The 18,604-nt window shown below is 56.8% G+C and carries 13 protein-coding genes; 3 read left to right on the top strand and 10 right to left on the bottom strand.

Annotated features, from left to right (window positions below):
* Positions 1 to 66 precede the first annotated feature (66 nt).
* From E0E37_RS01675 to E0E37_RS01695, 5 genes are all read right to left on the bottom strand, one after another.
* Complete coding sequence (locus E0E37_RS01675) at positions 67 to 8,448, bottom strand: S-layer homology domain-containing protein (protein ID WP_130861233.1); 8,382 nt, start codon at positions 8,446 to 8,448, stop codon at positions 67 to 69.
* Positions 8,449 to 8,617: 169 nt separating this feature from the next.
* On the bottom strand, positions 8,618 to 8,971 hold the full coding sequence (locus E0E37_RS01680) for a hypothetical protein (RefSeq protein ID WP_130861234.1): 354 nt from the start codon (positions 8,969 to 8,971) through the stop codon (positions 8,618 to 8,620).
* Between the two features lie 419 nt (positions 8,972 to 9,390).
* A complete protein-coding gene (gene murA / locus E0E37_RS01685; protein WP_130861235.1) occupies positions 9,391 to 10,653 on the bottom strand; it encodes a UDP-N-acetylglucosamine 1-carboxyvinyltransferase in 1,263 nt (420 codons plus the stop codon).
* A gap of 424 nt (positions 10,654 to 11,077) precedes the next feature.
* A complete protein-coding gene (locus E0E37_RS01690; RefSeq protein ID WP_130861236.1) occupies positions 11,078 to 11,605 on the bottom strand; it encodes a spore maturation protein in 528 nt (175 codons plus the stop codon).
* The gene (locus E0E37_RS01695; protein WP_246019604.1) at positions 11,590 to 12,183 is read right to left on the bottom strand and encodes a nucleoside recognition domain-containing protein; all 594 of its coding nucleotides are present in this window, start codon (positions 12,181 to 12,183) and stop codon (positions 11,590 to 11,592) included. Before E0E37_RS01695 ends, E0E37_RS01690 begins: the two co-directional genes overlap by 16 nt.
* 234 nt (positions 12,184 to 12,417) lie before the next feature.
* On the opposite strand from E0E37_RS01695, the gene E0E37_RS01700 reads away from it, so the two are divergent.
* Together E0E37_RS01700 and E0E37_RS01705 are read left to right on the top strand one after the other, a co-directional pair.
* Positions 12,418 to 12,759 (top strand): hypothetical protein, encoded by a 342-nt coding sequence (locus tag E0E37_RS01700; RefSeq protein WP_130861237.1) that lies wholly within the window; start codon positions 12,418 to 12,420, stop codon positions 12,757 to 12,759.
* A 136-nt stretch (positions 12,760 to 12,895) separates the two neighbouring features.
* Positions 12,896 to 13,138 carry an AbrB/MazE/SpoVT family DNA-binding domain-containing protein gene (locus E0E37_RS01705; protein ID WP_130861238.1) on the top strand — a complete coding sequence of 81 codons (243 nt, stop codon included), beginning with the start codon at positions 12,896 to 12,898 and terminating at the stop codon, positions 13,136 to 13,138.
* 45 nt (positions 13,139 to 13,183) lie between these two features.
* On the opposite strand, the gene E0E37_RS01710 is transcribed toward E0E37_RS01705, so the two are convergent.
* The 5 genes from E0E37_RS01710 to E0E37_RS01730 are packed head-to-tail and all read right to left on the bottom strand — an operon-like array spanning position 13,184 to position 16,704.
* Positions 13,184 to 14,044, bottom strand: a complete 861-nt coding sequence (locus E0E37_RS01710; protein WP_130861239.1) for a tRNA1(Val) (adenine(37)-N6)-methyltransferase — start codon at positions 14,042 to 14,044, stop codon at positions 13,184 to 13,186.
* Position 14,045: 1 nt separating this feature from the next.
* Positions 14,046 to 14,966: a PSP1 domain-containing protein gene (locus E0E37_RS01715; RefSeq protein WP_130861240.1), complete on the bottom strand. Its 921-nt coding sequence runs from the start codon at positions 14,964 to 14,966 to the stop codon at positions 14,046 to 14,048.
* 16 nt (positions 14,967 to 14,982) lie between these two features.
* The gene (locus E0E37_RS01720; RefSeq protein WP_130861241.1) at positions 14,983 to 15,846 is read right to left on the bottom strand and encodes a DNA polymerase III subunit; all 864 of its coding nucleotides are present in this window, start codon (positions 15,844 to 15,846) and stop codon (positions 14,983 to 14,985) included.
* A 16-nt stretch (positions 15,847 to 15,862) separates the two neighbouring features.
* Positions 15,863 to 16,516: a dTMP kinase gene (tmk, locus tag E0E37_RS01725; RefSeq protein WP_130861242.1), complete on the bottom strand. Its 654-nt coding sequence runs from the start codon at positions 16,514 to 16,516 to the stop codon at positions 15,863 to 15,865.
* On the bottom strand, positions 16,513 to 16,704 hold the full coding sequence (locus E0E37_RS01730) for a hypothetical protein (RefSeq protein ID WP_130861243.1): 192 nt from the start codon (positions 16,702 to 16,704) through the stop codon (positions 16,513 to 16,515). Before E0E37_RS01730 ends, tmk begins: the two co-directional genes overlap by 4 nt.
* Before the next feature lie 254 nt (positions 16,705 to 16,958).
* Between E0E37_RS01730 and E0E37_RS01735 the strand changes: the two genes are divergently transcribed.
* Positions 16,959 to 18,386, top strand: coding sequence for a sigma-54 interaction domain-containing protein (locus E0E37_RS01735; protein ID WP_130861244.1), 1,428 nt, complete (start codon positions 16,959 to 16,961; stop codon positions 18,384 to 18,386).
* The last annotated feature ends 218 nt before the right edge of the window (positions 18,387 to 18,604 follow it).

The raw sequence follows: 18,604 nt of genomic DNA on the forward strand, positions 1-18,604 counted from the left end.
AGCCTTTCCCTGCGCTTCCATGCGCGGGAAAGACTTTTTCTGAAAAAAACGGAGGCCCGGGCCCTCTTACCTTGCGCCGTCCAGCCATTGCGAAAACTTCTGCACCACTGTCGCAAGCTCCGCCCTGACTGCAGGATCCTCCGGCACGAAACGATTTCCGGGCCGCCCTGTCATGATACTGTTCTCCATGCACCACGACACCGCATCCCGCGCCCAGACGGCGATCCTATCCTGATCCTCATAGACCGACGCCATATCCACCGCGGATGCGGAGAGAGCTGTCAGCGGCAATGACAGCGGCGATGACAGCGCCGTCGGGACGTCCTGCTTTCGTTCCCGTGCGCCCAGTTCCTCCCGGGACGTTCCTATCGTCCGGGTCCCGGCAGACCCGCGGCCCGCGTTCTGCCATTCCCACCGAAACATGGCGGAGATCTTCTGTCTGGCCGACAGAAGAGCCAGAGGGAACCTGCTCAGCTCCCCACGGCGCAGTAATTGTTCTGTCTCCAGTTGATCCCTGTCCTTTTCGCTGGGCACCGCCGCGATATGCCCGCTTTTTTCCAGCAGGATCAGCTCCGCCCCGGTTTCTCCGGCCGCCCCATTCCACGACGCCGCGCTCACGGTCTCCCGGGTCCCGGACCCGTGCCCTGCATCCCATCCGGCCGCCCGGCGGCTGAAATTGTAAAAGATCACCGCCAGTTCCTGTCGTGTGACCGGCCGCTCTGCTTCAAACCGGCCGCCGCCGGTACCGGCCACGATCCCCTGCTCCGCGGCCCAGTTCACCGCATCCTCATACCAGCTGCCCGGCTTCACGTCAGAAAAGTGATCCTTGCCTCCGGGCCGGGGCTTTCCTGCCATATTCCAGAGCGCCGTTACCGTCATGGCCCGGGAAGCTCCCTCTTCCGGATGGAACGTTCCGTCGCTCATACCGCTGAGAAAGCCCTTCTGAGCGGCGAAGCGAATGTTTTCTTCCGCCCAGTGGCCTCCGATATCGCTGAATACCGCCTTGATCTCCTCCGCGACAGGATCCGCAGGCAGGTTCGGACGGGACGAATGACCGTGTCCCGACCCGCTGTTTTGTGTTTCCACCTGTCCGTAGAGAAGGAACTGGCTGAAGCCGTCGGTCTCAAAGACCGCATAGACGCAGTCCTCTTCCCTGACCAGAATGAAATCCCGCAGGCGGTAAAGCGCGCCGCTGTCGGCCACATGCCAGATCTCCACCGAATCTTTGCGGCAGCCGGCCGGCACCTTCATCCTTACCAGGATCCGCCGCCCGGGCAAAGGCTGCAGCGCCAGCGTTCGGTAAGGCGCTTCCGTTGTCGGGTCCGCACCCGCATCGTCGAACAGCCGGGCCAGGATCCGGATATTGACGGAGAGCAGAAGCGACTTTCCCGCCGGCGCTTCTGGGGCGACGGCACAGACCTCGTCCCTCGCCTCCACAGAAAGCGTCATCTTAGCGGCCCCTTCCGCATCGGAAAAATCCAGACCGCCGGACAGGCCCCGAAGCTCGATGACCGTGGTGGGCGTCTCCGCCCTGACGCTGAAATTCAGGAATGCCATCAGCGCTCCGTATTCTATGCGCAGCCTTTCTTTTTCTTCCTGGGTCAACAGTTCCCCCGCGCGGTCCGGCAGCCCTGCGAAGTCCGCAGCCGCCGCCTCCAGCGCCGCCCGGTGCCGGCTGAAATCATGGGGATCCAGGACCTGTCCGCTGCAGCAGGCAAACTGCGGCCCGCCTGTGGACGGATCCCATTCATCGTGAAGGGGGATGTTTCCGATCAGCGTCTTCGTCCGCTCCGCGGCCGCGCACAGCCCGGACAGGGCGCCGGCCGCTCCGGAGACGGAGCAGTCAGTCAAACGCCTGCGAACCTGGCTCAATTCTTCAAATTGCTCCAGTCCAGCCTGCAGTACGGGAAGATCGCCCGGCTCCAGCGTCCTCAGATGATCCTCCGACCCCTCGGAGAGAAACCCTCCGAAAAGACCGGTCAGCTCCAACACGGCTTCCCGATCCGCCGAAAGTTCCGCCAGCAGCTCCGCTGCGCCGGATCCCTCTCTGACCGCCGTATTGTCATAGGCATTTTTTGCCGCCGGTTCCAGCGCTTCATAGGCCTCCTCCGCCTGCCGTATCGTCTCCACCGTGCGGTCCGGATCGTCGTATACCCGCAGCATAATGCGGACCGCTGCCGCCGCGGCTTTCGTATCCTCCGACCCTTCCAGATCTTCCGTCAGCCCGGCGAGCATAACTTCGTAGAGGGCGTCCAGCTTCCCCGCCAGATCTTCCGCGTACATTGCCTTCTCTTCCGCGGTAAGATCCCCATACGCCTCCAGCGCCGCTCTCAGCCGTCTCTCGTCGGACCGCTGAAAATCCTCCGGCGCGGGCAGTGCCTCCGCCAGTGCTTCCGCGGCTTCCGTCCTGTCTTTCATGACGATGAGAGCGTCGATCAGGCGGTTTTCAAACTCCGGGATCAGACCAGCCTGGTAGCCGCTCAGCTCCTGTCTGGCGTTCTGCGTTTCCGCGATTCCGGCTTTAGATGCCGGTCTATAGGGTTTTTCTACCCTGGAGAGAAGGCCCAGAACTCCATCTACCGCCGTCACATCCCCGACCATAGTCTCCAGCCGCTCTGTCAATCCCGGTTCATTTCCGAAGAGCTTTTTTTGACCATCCGTCAGCCCGCCGTAACCCCACTTGGAGAAGGCGGCCGCCTTCTGCTCTTCATAAGTCGCTGCGGACAGTACCCGGTCCACAGCGCCCTGCGCCGCCGCCCGGTCGGCGGCCAGCCTCTTCATAGCTGCGCCGTCGATCTGTTTTTTGTACTCCGGAGGCAGAATTTCATAGAGCACCTCCGCCCGCACGATGTCCCCTATGGCGGGGCCTCCCGCCTCCAGCACCTTTTGGATCTCCGCCAGCAGACCGGGACCCACGGCGTTCACCGCTGCGGACAGATCTGTCCACGCTTTCTCCCCGTCGTCGCTGTTCCTTATATGCTGCTTTTGATCCTCTGTGTAATCTGCGTAGGCTGTCAGAACGCCGTACAGCTGTTCAAAGCTCCCGTCTGCATCCCGCACCAGCCGCGCAAAATCGTCGATCACCGTGTCCACCCGCACGGTCCGAAAGGCCAGCTCTTCATTTCCCGCGGCGTCTCTCGCCTTGGCCCGCAGCGCGTAAACGCCGCTGGTCAGAAGCGCCGCCGGATTTGACACCGCGGCGCCGTTCACCGACAGCTCCAGCGATATTTCCTCCGGCCGGCTCCCCGCGCCGTCCTCCGCAGTGACCGCCACGCTCATCCCTCCGTGCCATCTGTCCTCTGCAATTTCCGGCTGGAAAAATACCGAAGGCTTATCTCTGTCGATTTTGCTTACGGTTATCTCCCGGCTGGCGCTGTTGCCCGCCCGGTCTGTGATCGTCACCTCATAGATCCCGTTTACATCCGCCGTAAATATGTATTTGCCCTGCGGATCCGGTCCCGTCACCGTCACTGCCGTGACGGCGCCTCCGGAGGACAGGGTCACGCTCACGCTTTCCACGCCCGAAATACCGTCTTCCGGCGAAAGTATAATATCCGGACTTTCCTTTGTCCAGCCCGAAGGCACGCCGGAAATTCCGCCGTCCTCAAGGACTGGAAGACTCTTGTCCATGCGGTAGAAGACCGGCAGCTCCGCCACCGCAGATCCGGCGCGGTCTTCTCTGATGTAAACGGCAGCTGTCCGCCCCTCCGCGGGAGTCTCCTCATCCATGCTCAGCGCCGCCGTCCACGGGCCTGCCTTGGGATCTGAGGCCAGAACGCAGCCCTGGGACGCCCGGATCTCAAAAGGAGCCCGGTACCAGCCCCGTTCGTTTTTCCCGCTCACATCCACCGAAAAACTTCCCGGATCCGGCTTTCCGTAGCCGATGAGGAACGCAGCGGTGATCGTTCCCGTATAGTTGCCTTTTCCCGTGATCAGCACTCTGGCGGAACCGGGATCCACGTTGTCTTTATAGTCCAGCGTGTAATCCTTTTCGCTCTTTAGTCTTCTTTCTCCATCCGTCACCACCGCCGCCGGAGAGAGGGGCAGGCCTGTATAGATCTGTGTGCCGATGGCAGCCACGGTGACTCCGCTGCTGTAAACTCCGTCGGATCCCAGGCTCCTGGGCCGGATCGTGACGGTGAGTCCCCGGGGCTGCTCCAGCCGGTAATTTTCCTTACCCGTTCCAGTCAGGCGATATCCGGTGACAGTCACCGCTTTTCCCCGGCCGGCATCCGAGTCTTCTATCGTCCCCCATGCCTGTGCGGAGGACAGTCCCACAGTGTCTTCATCCCCGGGCACCACGCCTGCCAGCGCGCCGCCGGTGACCTGTACCCGGCGGCTCTGATCGTAATCCCGCTCAAGGACGGCAGCCCCGGTGACAGTCACCGTTCTCGGGATGATGGCCGACGTATACCCGGCGTCTCTCTGCGGCGCCTTATAGTTCTCTGCCGCGCTGCCAAGCAGACTGTAGACCACTGTGACGTTCTTTGCCTCTCCCACGTCCGCACCGGCGTAGAAGGCAGCGGCGGTCAGCGTCACATCGCCTCTGTCCCCATCCAGTATCCCGAACGCATCCAGCGCTCCGGCAAAGCTCACCGCCGCCTGCGTGGTACCGTCGTACTCCTTTTCGGAACAGACCGCCGCGGGCGTGCTAAGCGAAAGCGGCAGCGCTCTGATCGTCAGCCTGGCAGTCCCCTCCTTGTCCTCATAACCCCTGGCCTGGGCCCGGTAATGGATGGTATACTCCCCTGCACTGGAATACCGGGGCGGTTCCGCTTCATACTTGTCCGTCTCCGGATTCAGGTAGGTGACGGACGCGCCGCTTTCCGGCGTGGTCACCTGCGCCCTCAGCGTGTGATCCAGCCCGTCGTAGTCCAGCGCCGAATCGGTGATGGTCAGCGATATGATCCCGCGTGCCGTGAAAACCTTCAGCGAACCCGTGTCCTCCTCAGCGCCGATCTTCTGCGCCCAGATATAGTAGGGCGTATCCATGGAAAGACCGGAGAAGGTATAGCGCTTCTCCGAGGTCACGATCCATTCCTCCGCTCCGGGCTTCTGTGCGGTCTCTGTGATAGCGTAGCGGTGCCCTGCGATGATCTCAATGGTGACCGAATCTTCTGTTCTGGCCGTCACCTGCGGCACCGCCGCCCGGCCCAGCGCCGGATAGCCTTCATTTTCTCCCGGCGCCGTTCTCCAGGGGGACAGACCCAGCTCGGCGTTGCCCGCCGCATAGGCGTTCAGGATGCTCAGCAGACTGTCGTACACAGCGCCGTCCTGCTCGGGAAAGGAGATCTCTTCCGACAGCGCGCCGTCAGGCCCTGCAAAGGACCGGTTCATGCCCCTGTCGATTTTATTTCCGCCCCCATCCGGGCCAAAGGGCAGAGACGCTCCCGCTCCGCCGGTCTTCCAGAAGCAGTAGCTCACTTTCTTTTCCAGACTTCCTACCAGACCGAACGCGCCTGACGAGACGCCGGCCCCGCCGCTTCCGGTCCCCTCCATGGCGAAATCAGCGGTGCTGTAGCAATTCTCCAGCTTTTCGTCGTAGACATTGTTCAGGCGGCATACCAGTCCCGCAAGACGTATGCTTCCCGGCTCCTCTTCCCCCGGCAGCGCCAGGATGTCGATCTTTCCCGACAGCGATCCCGTATTGCAGCTGTTAAAAATACTTCCGTCCGCGTATCCGGCCAGACCGCCGCCTTCCAGGACCGCCCGCCGGTACACTGTGTCGATGCTTTTGAGCCGCAGATCCAGACTGCCGCTGTTTGAGGAATTGCGGATGCCGCCGCTGATCTCGCCGGCCAGGCCCCCTGCGGCCAGCGTCACTGTCCATGGGCTGCCGCTGATGTCCGTCTCCACCGCTCCTTCGTTGGTGCAGCCGCTGATCTCCGCCGACGCGGCGGCCCCTGCGATACCACCCAGCCTGGAATTGCGGCAGGTCTTTTTGATCTGGACGGTTCCCGCGTTTGTGCAGCGCTGCACGGCCATATTCTCCCCGTGGCCCACCACTCCTCCGGTGTAGTTGAAACAGTCCTCTCCGGATTTCATCATTCTGCCTGTAACGGTTCCTCTGTTGCCGCAGTCCGCAAACATTCCGCCTGTTTCCCCGCCGCGGAAAGCTCCGGCCGCACCTCCCGCCCTGACGGACCGGGACCCTTCCCCTGCCACCGCACCGCGGTTTTCGCAGGCTTTCACATCCGTGGCCGAGACCCGTCCCAGGACCCCTCCCACGCAGACCTCGTATCCGACAGCAGAAACGGCTCCCTCGTTCGCACATCCGGAGACCGCTCCGCCGCTGCAAAATCCAGCCACTCCGCCTGCGTCGATGCTGCCTGTTCCGGTGAAAGATACCGTTACCGACGCCAGATTCGTGCAGTTTTCCAACACACCTTCACAGTATGCAGCCAGCCCCGCCGCCCGGAATGTTCCGTCGCCGGACGTCCCCGTCACCTTCACGCTGCCCTCTACCGTAAGATCCTTCACGGTTCCGGAAGCGCCGATCCTTGCAAACAGCCCGGTGTAAGCAGCGCTGTCCTTCTGCGTCATATCCACCGTGATCGTGTGCCCGTTTCCGTCAAAACAGCCTTCGAAAGCGCCGGCGCCGGCGCCGATGCCCTGCTCCTGCGTATAAGCCGCGTCTGTCTCCAGCACGAACCAACGGTCTTTGTAAGTCTCCTGAGCATCCGCTCCGTTGATCCCCTCTGCCATGGAGACCAGCTGTTCCTGGGTGGTGATGCGATAAGGGTTTTCTTCCGTACCGTCGGCGTCTTCCCAAAGAGCATAGAGAGTGATACTGCCGCTCACAGGCTTGCTGAAATCGAACCGCTCCCCGCCCCCCATGGGCTCCGTGGTCCAGGTCAGGCGACTGAACGGGCTGTAGCCTTCCGGCGTATCCGGCACAAACAGTTCGACCTTCTGCCCCGCATAGGTCACCGTCCTTTTATACTCCGCGCTGCCGTCCATTGTCTTAAAGACGACGCTGCACAGATTTTCCCGCAGGAATATCTTTCCGGTCTCCGTCTCCAGCACGGCGATGCATTTCGCTGAATCGCAGGCAAAGCGGGACGCGTCCTCCGCCGTGATCTCATAACCGGTCTCCCCGGAAGCTCCCTCCGCAAACAGGACCTCCCGCGTTTCCGTCACATCCCGGCAGGACGCGCCCAGATAGGCCCCCGCTTCCAGAGGGCCCTTCACTGTGACCGTCAGACCATCAGCTGCATAAATGTTGTCCGGCGCATCCTCCTGGCCGTCTCCCGTTTTTCTGTTGTCCCCAACTACCGGCACACCTGAGACCACACAGCCGCCCGACTGCAGCGACACGCCGCCCACAGGCCCGCAGTTGCCCCTGATCTCTCCTCCGGTCATGATCAGCGATTCCGATCCGCCGGTCCCGGAGCCTACGGTAACGCCCCCGGCTGCCTCGCTCCCCGAAATGGCCGCCGTATAGTTGTCTCTGACGCAGCTTCCCGGCTCCATGACCAGACAGCCCCCGGACGACGGGCCGCCCGCTATATACACGCCGCCGCCTATTCCGTTCGTTGCGCCGTCCCTGGCGGTGTTGCAGTTATTCTGAAGCACTGCGCCGTCTTCCAATACCGCTTCGCACTGGCCGCCCACATAGAGCAGCGGAGCCGATGCGGACCGTCCGGTATTTCCCTCGGGACCGGCTGCGCCGCCCTTCCAGACAGCTCCCCCGTCCAGCGTGATCTCAGAAAAGCGCACCGTTACGCCTGCGCTGTCCGGCAGCCTGATCAGCTGCTGGGTCGATACGTCTCCCCGAATGATGGTTCCGCCTCCCCGAATATTCATATCCTGGCCCACGATCATGGCCGCTCCCAGCCGGAGAACGGCGCCCGGCCGCACCGTCATGTCAAGCCCCTGCTGAATACTGAAAGCCCACAGGCAGTCGCCCTCCACCTCCAGCCGGCCTTCACCTGACAGAGTCAGCCTGTACTTGCCGTCATCCCGCTGTACCGCGGCGTTCTGAAACACCAGCGCCGCGTTCTCTTCCACGTTGATGGTGCAGTTCCACGCCAAACGCATATTGCCCTCTACCACGAAGGACGCTCCCGAAGCGACCGTCACGGCGTTGGCGATGGTTCCGCCTCCCCAGACCGTGTCCTCGCTGATGGTCACCGGGCCCTGAATATCGCCGGTGATCGTCCTCTGGCCTGCACTGTACGGCGCTTCCGCCTCCTCCGATCCAGACGGATCAGCCGCCTGGACCGGCACTGGAAACAGCGCCGCCGTCATGCAGAAGCACAGCAAAAAGGCGATCCCCCTGCGAGACCCACGCAAAAATTCCTGCCGGTATATCACCGCCAGGCTCCTGTACTTTTCTCTCATCGAAATGAGCGTGAAGAGAAAGCGCACGGTCTCACACGCCGGCCGCCTTAAAAAAGGACAGCGCTTCCCCATTTCGACTACGATACGGACCCCACTCTCCAGCATCGCAGACTTCCTCCTTCCAAAATTCCATATTCAGTTGTGATTTCCCACATTACTCATATATTGTATCAAAAAAAGTAGAAGTTTGGAAGAGATTTATAATTTTTAACTTTTCTACTACCGGCTCTTTCACGTTCCAGCTGAAATATTTTCAGTTCCATCACGGCTCTTTTCATCTGCGCCGACCGCCGCGTATCACCAGCGTTTTAAATAATGAACAGCAAAGCAAATAAACATGAGAACCAAGAATCATTAATGAAAGATAATGTTTTTTGCGAAATAGAAGCCGATCTAATATATATCCGTCCAATATGATCAGACAGATCATGAGCACCAAGAATCTTTTGTTTTCATACAACTTTGATCCAGCATTTACGGAGGCTGCAACCGTAACTCCTCCCATCATATAGATCAGAAGCTGTATATTCCAAATAACATCCAAATCATAATCCCATACATTGCCAGGTGGAAAAGACCACTCGATATACTCCACAAGATAAACAAGCGCAGCCAAAATATAAAACAAATACTCTTCCTTTTTAATTATATTTTTTATGATGCACACCCCCATCCTGCCAAATTATTTTACTCCTATTTTTACCTTAGCACACTTTACATAAAAAATCTAATCAGGGCATGCTGACTTTACATGAAAAACACATCGCCTTTTCATGTATTTCATGATTCTATACGCAGATCATCCTGTTATGCCAAATATTTTTTTCTTATTATGTTTATCCATGAATAATATCTTTTTTTATAAAAAACATTTTCATATAAAACCTAGGTCAAATTACTAATTCTGCCTCACGATAGACACCGTTGCCTTCGGCTATATTCTTTCCTTTAAGAGACGTGCGCCGTCTGGCACACAATAAAAAAGACAGATCTCCGTTTTTCACGTAAATCTGTCCTGCTGTTTCTGTTGGATCCGGGCCGCCGCTCTCAGTCGTCGATCCGGCTCACCTTGGCGCCCAGTCCGTTGAGCTTTTCTTTAAATTTTTCATAGCCGCGGTCAATGTGGTAGATCTCCGATACCTCTGTGACCCCCTCTGCGGTAAGTCCGGCCAGCACCAGCGCCGCGCCTGCTCTCAGATCCGTGGAGATCACCTGCGCCCCCAGCAGCTTTCTCTGTCCCGGTATCAGGGCGCTCTTTCCGTCGATCTTGATATTTGCACCCATCCGATTCAGCTCGCCAACGTGCATGAAACGGTTCTCAAAGACCGTCTCGATGACCACGCTGGGTCCCTCCGTGGTGGCCAGCAGCGCCATGAACAGCGACTGCATGTCCGTGGGAAACCCGGGATAGGGGAGCGTCTTTATATCTGTAGATATGAGCGGATTCACATTGCCTCTGACCCGCATGCCCTCGTCGGTATCCTCGATGACCACGCCGCACTCCACCAGCTTGGCGATCACCGGTTTTACGTGATCCGGAACCACGTTTCGGATCAGGATATCGCCTCTTGTGATGGCCGCCGCCACCATAAAGGTCCCCGTCTCGATGCGGTCGGGAATAACGGTGTGACGGGTTCCGTGCATCGCTTCCACGCCTTCGATCTTAATGGTATCCGTACCGGCGCCCTTGATCCTGGCGCCCATTTTGTTCAAAAAGTTGGCCAGATCGACGATCTCCGGCTCCTCCGCCGCATTTTCGATCACAGTCACTCCCTCAGCCAGCGTGGCCGCCATCATGATATTCTCCGTGGCCCCAACGCTGGGAAAGTCGAGATATACCTTGCCCCCATGCAGCTTTTCAGCCACAGCTTCCACATACCCGTGCCCTTCGGTGATCTGCGCGCCCAGTATACGCAGGCCCTTGAGATGCAGGTCGATGGGGCGCTCTCCGATGGCGCAGCCTCCGGGCTGTGCGATCTTTGCCCTGCCCGTTTTCGCCAGAAGAGGACCCATCACAAAGAAAGAAGCCCTCATCCGCTTTACCAGCTCATAAGGAACCTCCTCCGCTACAATTTTTTCCGTCTCTATAGAAATCGTCGCATTTTCGTAATCTTCCGTTACCACGGAACCCATGCTGCGCAGCAGGCGGCACATCACGTCAACGTCCCGCAGCGCAGGCACATCGTTGATCTCACAGCGCCCTTCCGCCAGAAGTGCAGCGGCCATGATCGGCAGCACCGCGTTCTTTGAACCGCTGATTTCCACTTCACCGCTCAGCGGTCCGCACTTCTCCACTAAAAATTTACCCACCGTTACCTCCAGATATATTGACAAAAAGACTGCAAATACTAATGAAATCGCCGCCGTCCGTTCTCTCCCGCACCGCTTTGAACATCGGCCGTCAGCTAACGATCCGTCATTATTTTAATCTGCGTCTGATCGTTTCATACTTGTTTTATTATAATCATTTTCACATACATTGTCAAAACAAACCGCAATTTGCCCTGCATATTTTCCGCTCTGGAAGGGTCGGTATCCGGATCAAAAACAGAATAAAAGGAAGAGACGGTAACGCATATGTTAAAGGGGGACAAAAACATATTTTATAATCTCTTCCTTCTGTCTGTAAGTATGGCCATTCTGCAGACAAATATACGCGCGTCCACATAAATTTGCGCTGACCGTGGGCGGCGCTTCTGTCACTCCGGCCGCTCATGGGATCGGATGGCCCTTTTTAAATGTACCGGCAGATAAAAACGGAGGCCAGAATGCCCGCCAGATATCCCACAAGTCCCACTGGCAGACAGTGACGCATCCGTTTTACGGAAGTGACTCCGAAATAGACGGCAAAAACATAAAAAACGGTCTCGCAGCTGCCCGTCATGACGGAAGCGCACCTTCCCACAAAGCTGTCCGGACCATAGGTAGAAAGCACGTGCTCCAGTACGCCCATGGATCCGCTGCCGGAAACAGGGCGTAAAATGATCAGAGAAGTCAGCTCCTTAGGCACGCCGAATGCCTGAAACAACGGCGCTGCCAGATCCTGCAGAAACTCCATGGCTCCGGAAGACACTACCGCCGCGATCCCCACGAAGATCGCGATGATAAACGGAAGGATCTCCACAGCGGACTGCAGTCCCTCTTTCACGCCCTCGATAAAATAATCGTAGATCGGCGCCCGCCTGTAAAGGCCGTAGCCGATGACGATAGACAGTACCGCCGGAATGAAAAAAAGTGAAATGGTATTTAAGATCTGCGCCATTTTTTCCTGTCTCTCCTCTCGTAATACTTGCAGAGCGCGATGGACACCGCCATGGAGAACAGCCCCGCCAAAATAGAGGGGATGATAATGCTTTCCGGGTTCGCTGATCCCGTCTCACTGCGGATGGCCAGCACCGTGATCGGCACCAGCTGCACCATCGACATGTTCACGGCGAGAAACATGCACATGGCGTTGCTGGCCGTCTCTCTGCCGCCGTTCTGCCGGTCGAGAAGCGTCATCGCCTGAAGAGAAAACACCGTAGCGCTGTTCCCCGCGCCGAATACATTCGCCATAAAGCTCATGAGGATGGCCGACACAGTCTCCTTGTCCGTCAGGCCGGGAAACAGGAAGCGCATGACCGGAGCAGCCAGTCTGGCGGCCGCGTCGATCAGTCCCGTCTTTCTCGCAATATTCATGATGCCCGACCATACCCCCATGATCCCCGCCAGCCCGATGACAAATTCCACGGCTTCTCCGGCGTTGCTGAGTATCTGATCGCTGAACGCCGCCATCTGTCCGGTGACGCCCGCGAATGCGATCCCCAGAAGCAGCATGGCGATCCATATGTAATTCATCATAAACCTACCACCCCCATATCACCCAATAGTTATAGGATTCCTTAAATAAATCGGTTTACCTACATTCTGGCTGTTGACTCTGCTCTCACTATGAAGTAAACTATGGATGTAACTGTTAGCTTTTACACATCATATGCAGAAAATGAAAATAGATGTTGTAAAAATTCATCCGGTAAGCGATAATAGAGAAAGAAGAAAAACAACAGTAAATTCTTAGCAGAGAGGACGGCTAATATGGCAGAAATAACAATTTCGCTGCAAGATCTGGGTATCCTTCTGATTTTCGCAGGTATTATTGCTTTACTGATTTACCTTATTGTACTGGTCAAAAATCTTATCCCTTCCGCAAAATCCATGGCGAAGATCATGGCGGACGCCGAGGTCATTTCCGGCGTAGCCAGAGACGGCGCGGAGGAAGCGGAGAAGGTCATCGGCGATGTGTCCGCTTCGGTCTCAACGATCGCGGATATTATCCGGGGAAACCAGAGCGTGGTGTCGGCCATGACCAATATTATCAATGCATTAGGATCCTTAAATAACCTTTTGGACAGAAAGAGCAGGGACGCTTCAAAATAATTTTGAAGATTATGTGAATTTGCCGGAAAATAGGTTGACTGTTTTTTTCCAAACTGTTAATATAAGGGTCATAATAAATTAAATCACACTCACTCACCAACGGGCAGGGATGCGCAATCTAAAAGGAGGAAGACTTATGAAAGCTACTGGCATTGTAAGAAAAGTTGACGAATTGGGGCGGATCGTTCTTCCTATCGAACTGAGAAGAACTCTCGATATCGAGATCAAAGACCCAATCGAAATTTATGTGGATGGCGACTACATTCTTCTGAAGAAGTATGAGCCGGCCTGTATCTTCTGCGGAAACGCAAAGAACGTATCCAACGTGAAAGGCAAGAACGTCTGCGCAGACTGTCTCAAAGAAATGAAAAGTCTTTAGCAGAGGCCGGACAAGCTAAGCCAAAAAACCTGATTGAAAGATTCTTCAATCAGGTTTTTTAATGCTCTGTTCAGGCCGGCGCCCGTAGATGCGCAGGACCTCTTCCGTATAACCTCCGTCGCCGTCATATACATTCAGCTGAGGCAGTATATTCAGCTCCGGATTGCCGTTTTTCACACACTGCAGAAGCAGAATATTGGGCGCCGCGCCCTCACGGGGAGCCACCATGCGCAGCAGCTTCGGCTCCAGACGATTCTCTCTGCAACAGACCAGTATATCCGCCAGCCGGGAAGGCCGATGGACCAGATAGAAACTGCCGCGGCCGTTGAGCAGCTCCGCCGCCGCCCGTACAAAATCAGACAGGGACGCCGTCGTCTCGTGACGGGCCGTCAGTTTGGCGGGATTCCGGCTGAGAAGTCCCCCTCCGCCGGCCATATACGGCGGATTGGACACTACTGCATCGAAGGTCCCTCTGCCCAGTTTTTCCGCCGCCTCCTTCACATCGCTCAGGAGAAAATGGAGACTCTCCTCCAGTCCGTTGATCCGCGCGTTTCGCCGCGCCAGCCGGAAGGACGCCGCCTGAAGCTCTACGCCCCAGATCTCCGCCGCTTTCGTCTTGTGGCGCAGGATCAGCGGTATAACGCCCGTTCCCGTGCCCAGATCGCAGATCCGGCCGCCGTCTCTCACTCGGGCAAAATCGGCCAGCAGCACCGCGTCGATCCCATAGCAGAATTCCGCAGGCCGCTGTATAAGGCGGTAGCCGGAAAACCCGATCTCATCGATCCGTTCCTCCTGCCCTTCCGCCCATCCGGCCCCGGAGTTCCCGGACGCAGCGCCGGAAACGGCGGAGCTCCCTTCTGCAACGGCGCCGCCGTTTCCGGCAGTCTTTTCGTCGTATCCGCACATATCAGTCCTTCAGGATGTCCTTGATCTCGGCCAGCAGGCTTTCGTCGATCTCATCGTCCTTCTTGTCCTTCTCTTTATTGCGGCGCTTATCGCTGCGCCTGATCTCTTCTTTTTTGTAGAAGTAAAAATCTGTGGACAGCTTTTCCGGCTTGTCCTGATTCTTTTCTTCCAGCACCAGGCGGCACTTGATCTTGTTTTCCAAAATGTTGACATCTACCACCACGGCGTTTCCATCCCTGGTCTTGATGTGTTCGCCCATGTCCGGCATGCCCTTTTTCAGTTCATAGTAAACTTCGTTCTCAAATTTGAGGCAGCACATCAGACGGCCGCATATCCCTGAGATCTTTGTGGGATTCAGAGACAGATTCTGCACCTTGGCCATCTTAATAGAGACCGGCTCAAAATCAGGCAGCCACGTGTGGCAGCACAGCCCGCGGCCGCAGCTGCCGATGCCGCCCATCATTTTCGCTTCATCGCGAACGCCGATCTGACGCAGCTCGATGCGCATCTTGAACACGCCCGCCAGATCCTTTACCAGCTCGCGGAAATCCACCCTCCCGTCGGCCGTAAAGTAAAAGATGATCTTGCTGTTGTCAAAGGTGTACTCCACATCGATCAGCTTCATCTCCAGCTTATGCTTGTCCACCTTCTCCTGACAGAGCGTCATGGCCCTCTCTTTTTTCTTCTGATTCTCCGCGTGCTGTTTTCGGTCCTTATCGTCGGCAACGCGCACGATCTTCTTCAGCGGCGCCACGATGTCTTTCTCATCCACATCGGTTATATCTAAAGTCAGCGTTCCGTATTCCATACCCCGGGCAGTTTCAACGATCACCTCGTCACCTTTTTTCAGATCCAGCCCGTTGGGATCGAAATAGTATACCTTTCCCGCTGTCTTAAACCGGATACCGGCTACTTTTACCATCTATTTTTATCCTCCATTAAAGCTTTAAAATCATATTTTTCAGCGCATACCCTGTATTGATATTTCGCGCCAGATCTCTGCGCGCTTCTTCTATGGCAGATACCGCCGCCGCCAGACGCGCCGGCGTCAGCATGCGCCCCTGTTCCTTCAGAGCCGTTCTGTCCTCCGGTTCATACAGCAGCGTCTCTCTTTTATCGTAGGCGCACAGAGCCATGTCCCGGAACCTTCTCTCCAGACTGTCCAGAAAGGCTCCGGCTTCCTCCCTTTTCTGGGCGATGTCCCCCAGCGCCGCGGACATCCTGTAGAAAGGCGCCCGTTCCACCGCCAGCTCCGCGAAGAGCCGGGCCCGTTCCCTCACCTCTTCCGCCGCCACACTGTCCTGGCCGTGGAGCCGGAACACGATGCAGCGGGACAAGATAGTGGAGACCAGATTCTCCGTATTCTCCGACAGCAGCATGATGACCGTTCCCAACGCGGGTTCCTCCAGCGTTTTCAGCAGACGGTTCTGCGCCCGCAGCGTCATGGTGTCCGCGTCTCTGATGACGACGATATGGCGGCTGCCCGCATAAGGCTTTTTCGCCAGCTCGCCCTGCAGCGCGAGGATCGCTTCATCCTTGATACTGCTTCCGTCCGCGCCGATCTCTATAAAATCTTCATAATTACCGTGGTCCATCTTTCTGCAGTTCACACACTGGTCGCAGGCGTCTCCCCGCAGGTTCTCCTCACAGAGCACAGCTTTTGCAAACTCCTTCGCCACCGCGAATTTGTCCGCGTGAGAATCGCCCTCGAACAGGTAAGCGTGAGACACTGTTCCCGTGCGCACCGACTCCGCCAGCCGCTCCACGATCCGCTCATTTCCCGCTATATTTCGTAAAGCCATTCCCCCAACTCACTTTCTATTCCTGTCTTTCCGTTTTCATCTCCGACTCGGCCTTCTCCAGCAGACGGCACATGTGGAGACGGATCTCCCCGGCCACTTCGTCTATGCTGCGGGCGGCGTCCACGGCGATAAACCGCTCCGGCTCCATCCGCTCCAGTTCCTCATAGCCGTGAAAGACCTCGTTGTGAAATTCGATCTTTTCCAGTTCCATCCGGTCCTGTTCCTCGGCTTTGATCCGGTCTTTTCCTGTCTGGGGGGGAAGCTTCAGAAAGAATGTCACATCCGGTTCCAGACCCTGAACAGCGATCTGGTTGATGACGCGCACCCTGTCGCCCAGGCCGCGGCCATAGCCCTGATACACGATAGACGAATCTGTAAAGCGGTCGCAGATCACAGTCTTTCCCGCCTCCAGAGCAGGTTTTATGACCTGCGCCACGTGCTGTGCACGGGAGGAGGCATACAGAAAGGCCTCGGTCAGGCTGTCCATTTCCCCGTTTTCTCTGTCCAGAATGATCTCCCGGATCTTTTCGCCGATGGGAGTTCCGCCCGGCTCTCTGGTGAGCACCGCCTCTATCCCACGCTCTTCGAGAAGCGCCTTCAGGCGCTGGATCTGCGTCGTCTTTCCCGAGCCGTCCGGCCCCTCAAAAGTAATAAACAACCCCTCGCTCATCTATAATATCCCCTGCGCCTGCGGTTTTGCTGCTCAGCAGCTTTACGCCTGCGCTCCTTTTCCTCTTTTTTTTCTTGATTGATGCGGATGTACTCGTCCATCAGCCTGATCAGCAGAAATCCGGCTAAAATGGCAACAGGTACGCACAACAAAACCACAAAGGCAATCTCCGGCAACATAATTGACATCCCGCCGTCTCACTCCTCTCCGGCGCGGCGCGTTTCTGAACAGCCGCATCCAAAATAAAGTATATCATAAAAACGTGGACACGCCAACTAAAAACGCGCTTCATGCCACGCCGCTCTTTTCAGCACACTGATCTTTGTGATATACTGTAAACAGAACGCAGGAAAAGCCCGCGAACACGGACTCATATGGTTCTTCCTCCGTGTCCGCCGCCGGCCGGTTAGACTGGCTGCCGTCTGACAGAAAGGACGTCATCATGGAAAATGTGAACGACAACAACAATGCGCAGAGCCGCGGTATTCTCAACAGCGAGACCGATTTTTACCGGATCCTTGAAACTCTCTATGACGATTTTACCATCATCAGCCCCGAGGGGATCATAGAAAGCGCTCTGCCCAGCTTTGAATCCATGTACGGCATCCCCATCGAGGAGGCCATCGGTCATTCCATCTTTGAAATGGAAGAACGCAAGATCTTCGATCCCTGTATCTCCGCTATCGTCCTCCGCACGCTGAAGCCTGCTACCATGCTGCAGCATACGGGAAACGACAATTATCTGATGTGTACCTCCATCCCCATCTTTAACGATGACGGGAGCCTGCACAAAATCATCAGCTATACGCGGAATGCGGAGAAATATGAGCAGCTGAAAGACGAGTACGATGATCTGCAAAATACGCTGGCGGCATACAGTGCGGAGCTGATCAGTCTCAGGCAGAAGCTGAACGGGGAGACGACTATCGTAGGCGTCAGCCCGCGGATCCAGGAACTGGTAAACATGGCCCTGAAAGTGGCCGGATTTGACGCCACCGTACTCATCACCGGTGAATCCGGCGTAGGCAAAAACCTATTTGTGGACATTATCCACCGCAACAGCAAGCGCAGCGGCGCGCCCATCATCTCCATCAACTGCGGCGCCATCCCCGAGCAGCTGCTGGAATCGGAATTGTTCGGCTACGAAAAAGGCGCCTTTACCGGGGCCGGTTCCGGCGGAAAAGCCGGGCTGATCGAACTGGCAGACGGCGGCACGTTGTTTCTGGACGAGATCGGAGAAATGCCCCTGCACATGCAGGTCAAACTCCTTAAGGTCATTCAGGAAAAGAAGGTCATGCCCGTGGGCGGCCTGAGAGAGAAGCCCGTGGATTTCCGCCTGATCGCCGCCACCAATTGTGATCTGGCCGGCCTGATCAAAGAGGGCCGCTTCCGCGAGGACCTCTATTACCGCCTGAACGTGCTGGAGCTGAGCATCCCGCCCCTCCGGCAGCGGAAAGAAGACATTATTCACCTGGTCAGCCACTTTACGAAAAAATTCTGTGAACAGTACGGCGTGTCTCACACTTTCTCCAGCGGCGCCATCGACTGCATGGAAAGCTACGACTGGCCGGGCAACGTGCGGGAGCTGGAAAACATTGTGGAGCGCGCCGTGCTCACCTGCGATGATTTCACCATCACGGAAAAGGAACTGCCCTCCCATATCCACACCGACGAGCTTCAGCTGGCGCTGCACTCCGAATCCACTTCGCTGAAAGGCATCCTGAATTCCGTGGAAAAGGCTGTCCTTGTGAAAAACTACGAGAAGTACAAGACCACCACCGGCGTGGCCAGAGCTCTGGGCATCAGCCAGCCCACGGCCTCCCAGAAGCTCAGCAAATATCTGGGCAAGGATTATCAGAGCGATAAATAAACTGCATTAAAAAACCGCGGAGACAGCTTTCGGCTGCTCCGCGGTTTTTTTATCCGTTCTCTCGTCACATGTCATCGACTATCAATACAGGGCGGCGAAGATCTCTCGGATCTCCTCCTCCGTCAGGAACACGTAGTTGTTCTTCAGCAGCCGCTGCTGGTTCTCAATGGTGCTCTTCGTGAACTCCTCGATCTGCTCTTCTTTCATCCCGTATTCTC

The organism is Bacilliculturomica massiliensis (assembly GCF_900605495.1).
GTDB classification, from domain to species: domain Bacteria; phylum Bacillota; class Clostridia; order Peptostreptococcales; family Anaerovoracaceae; genus Bacilliculturomica; species Bacilliculturomica massiliensis.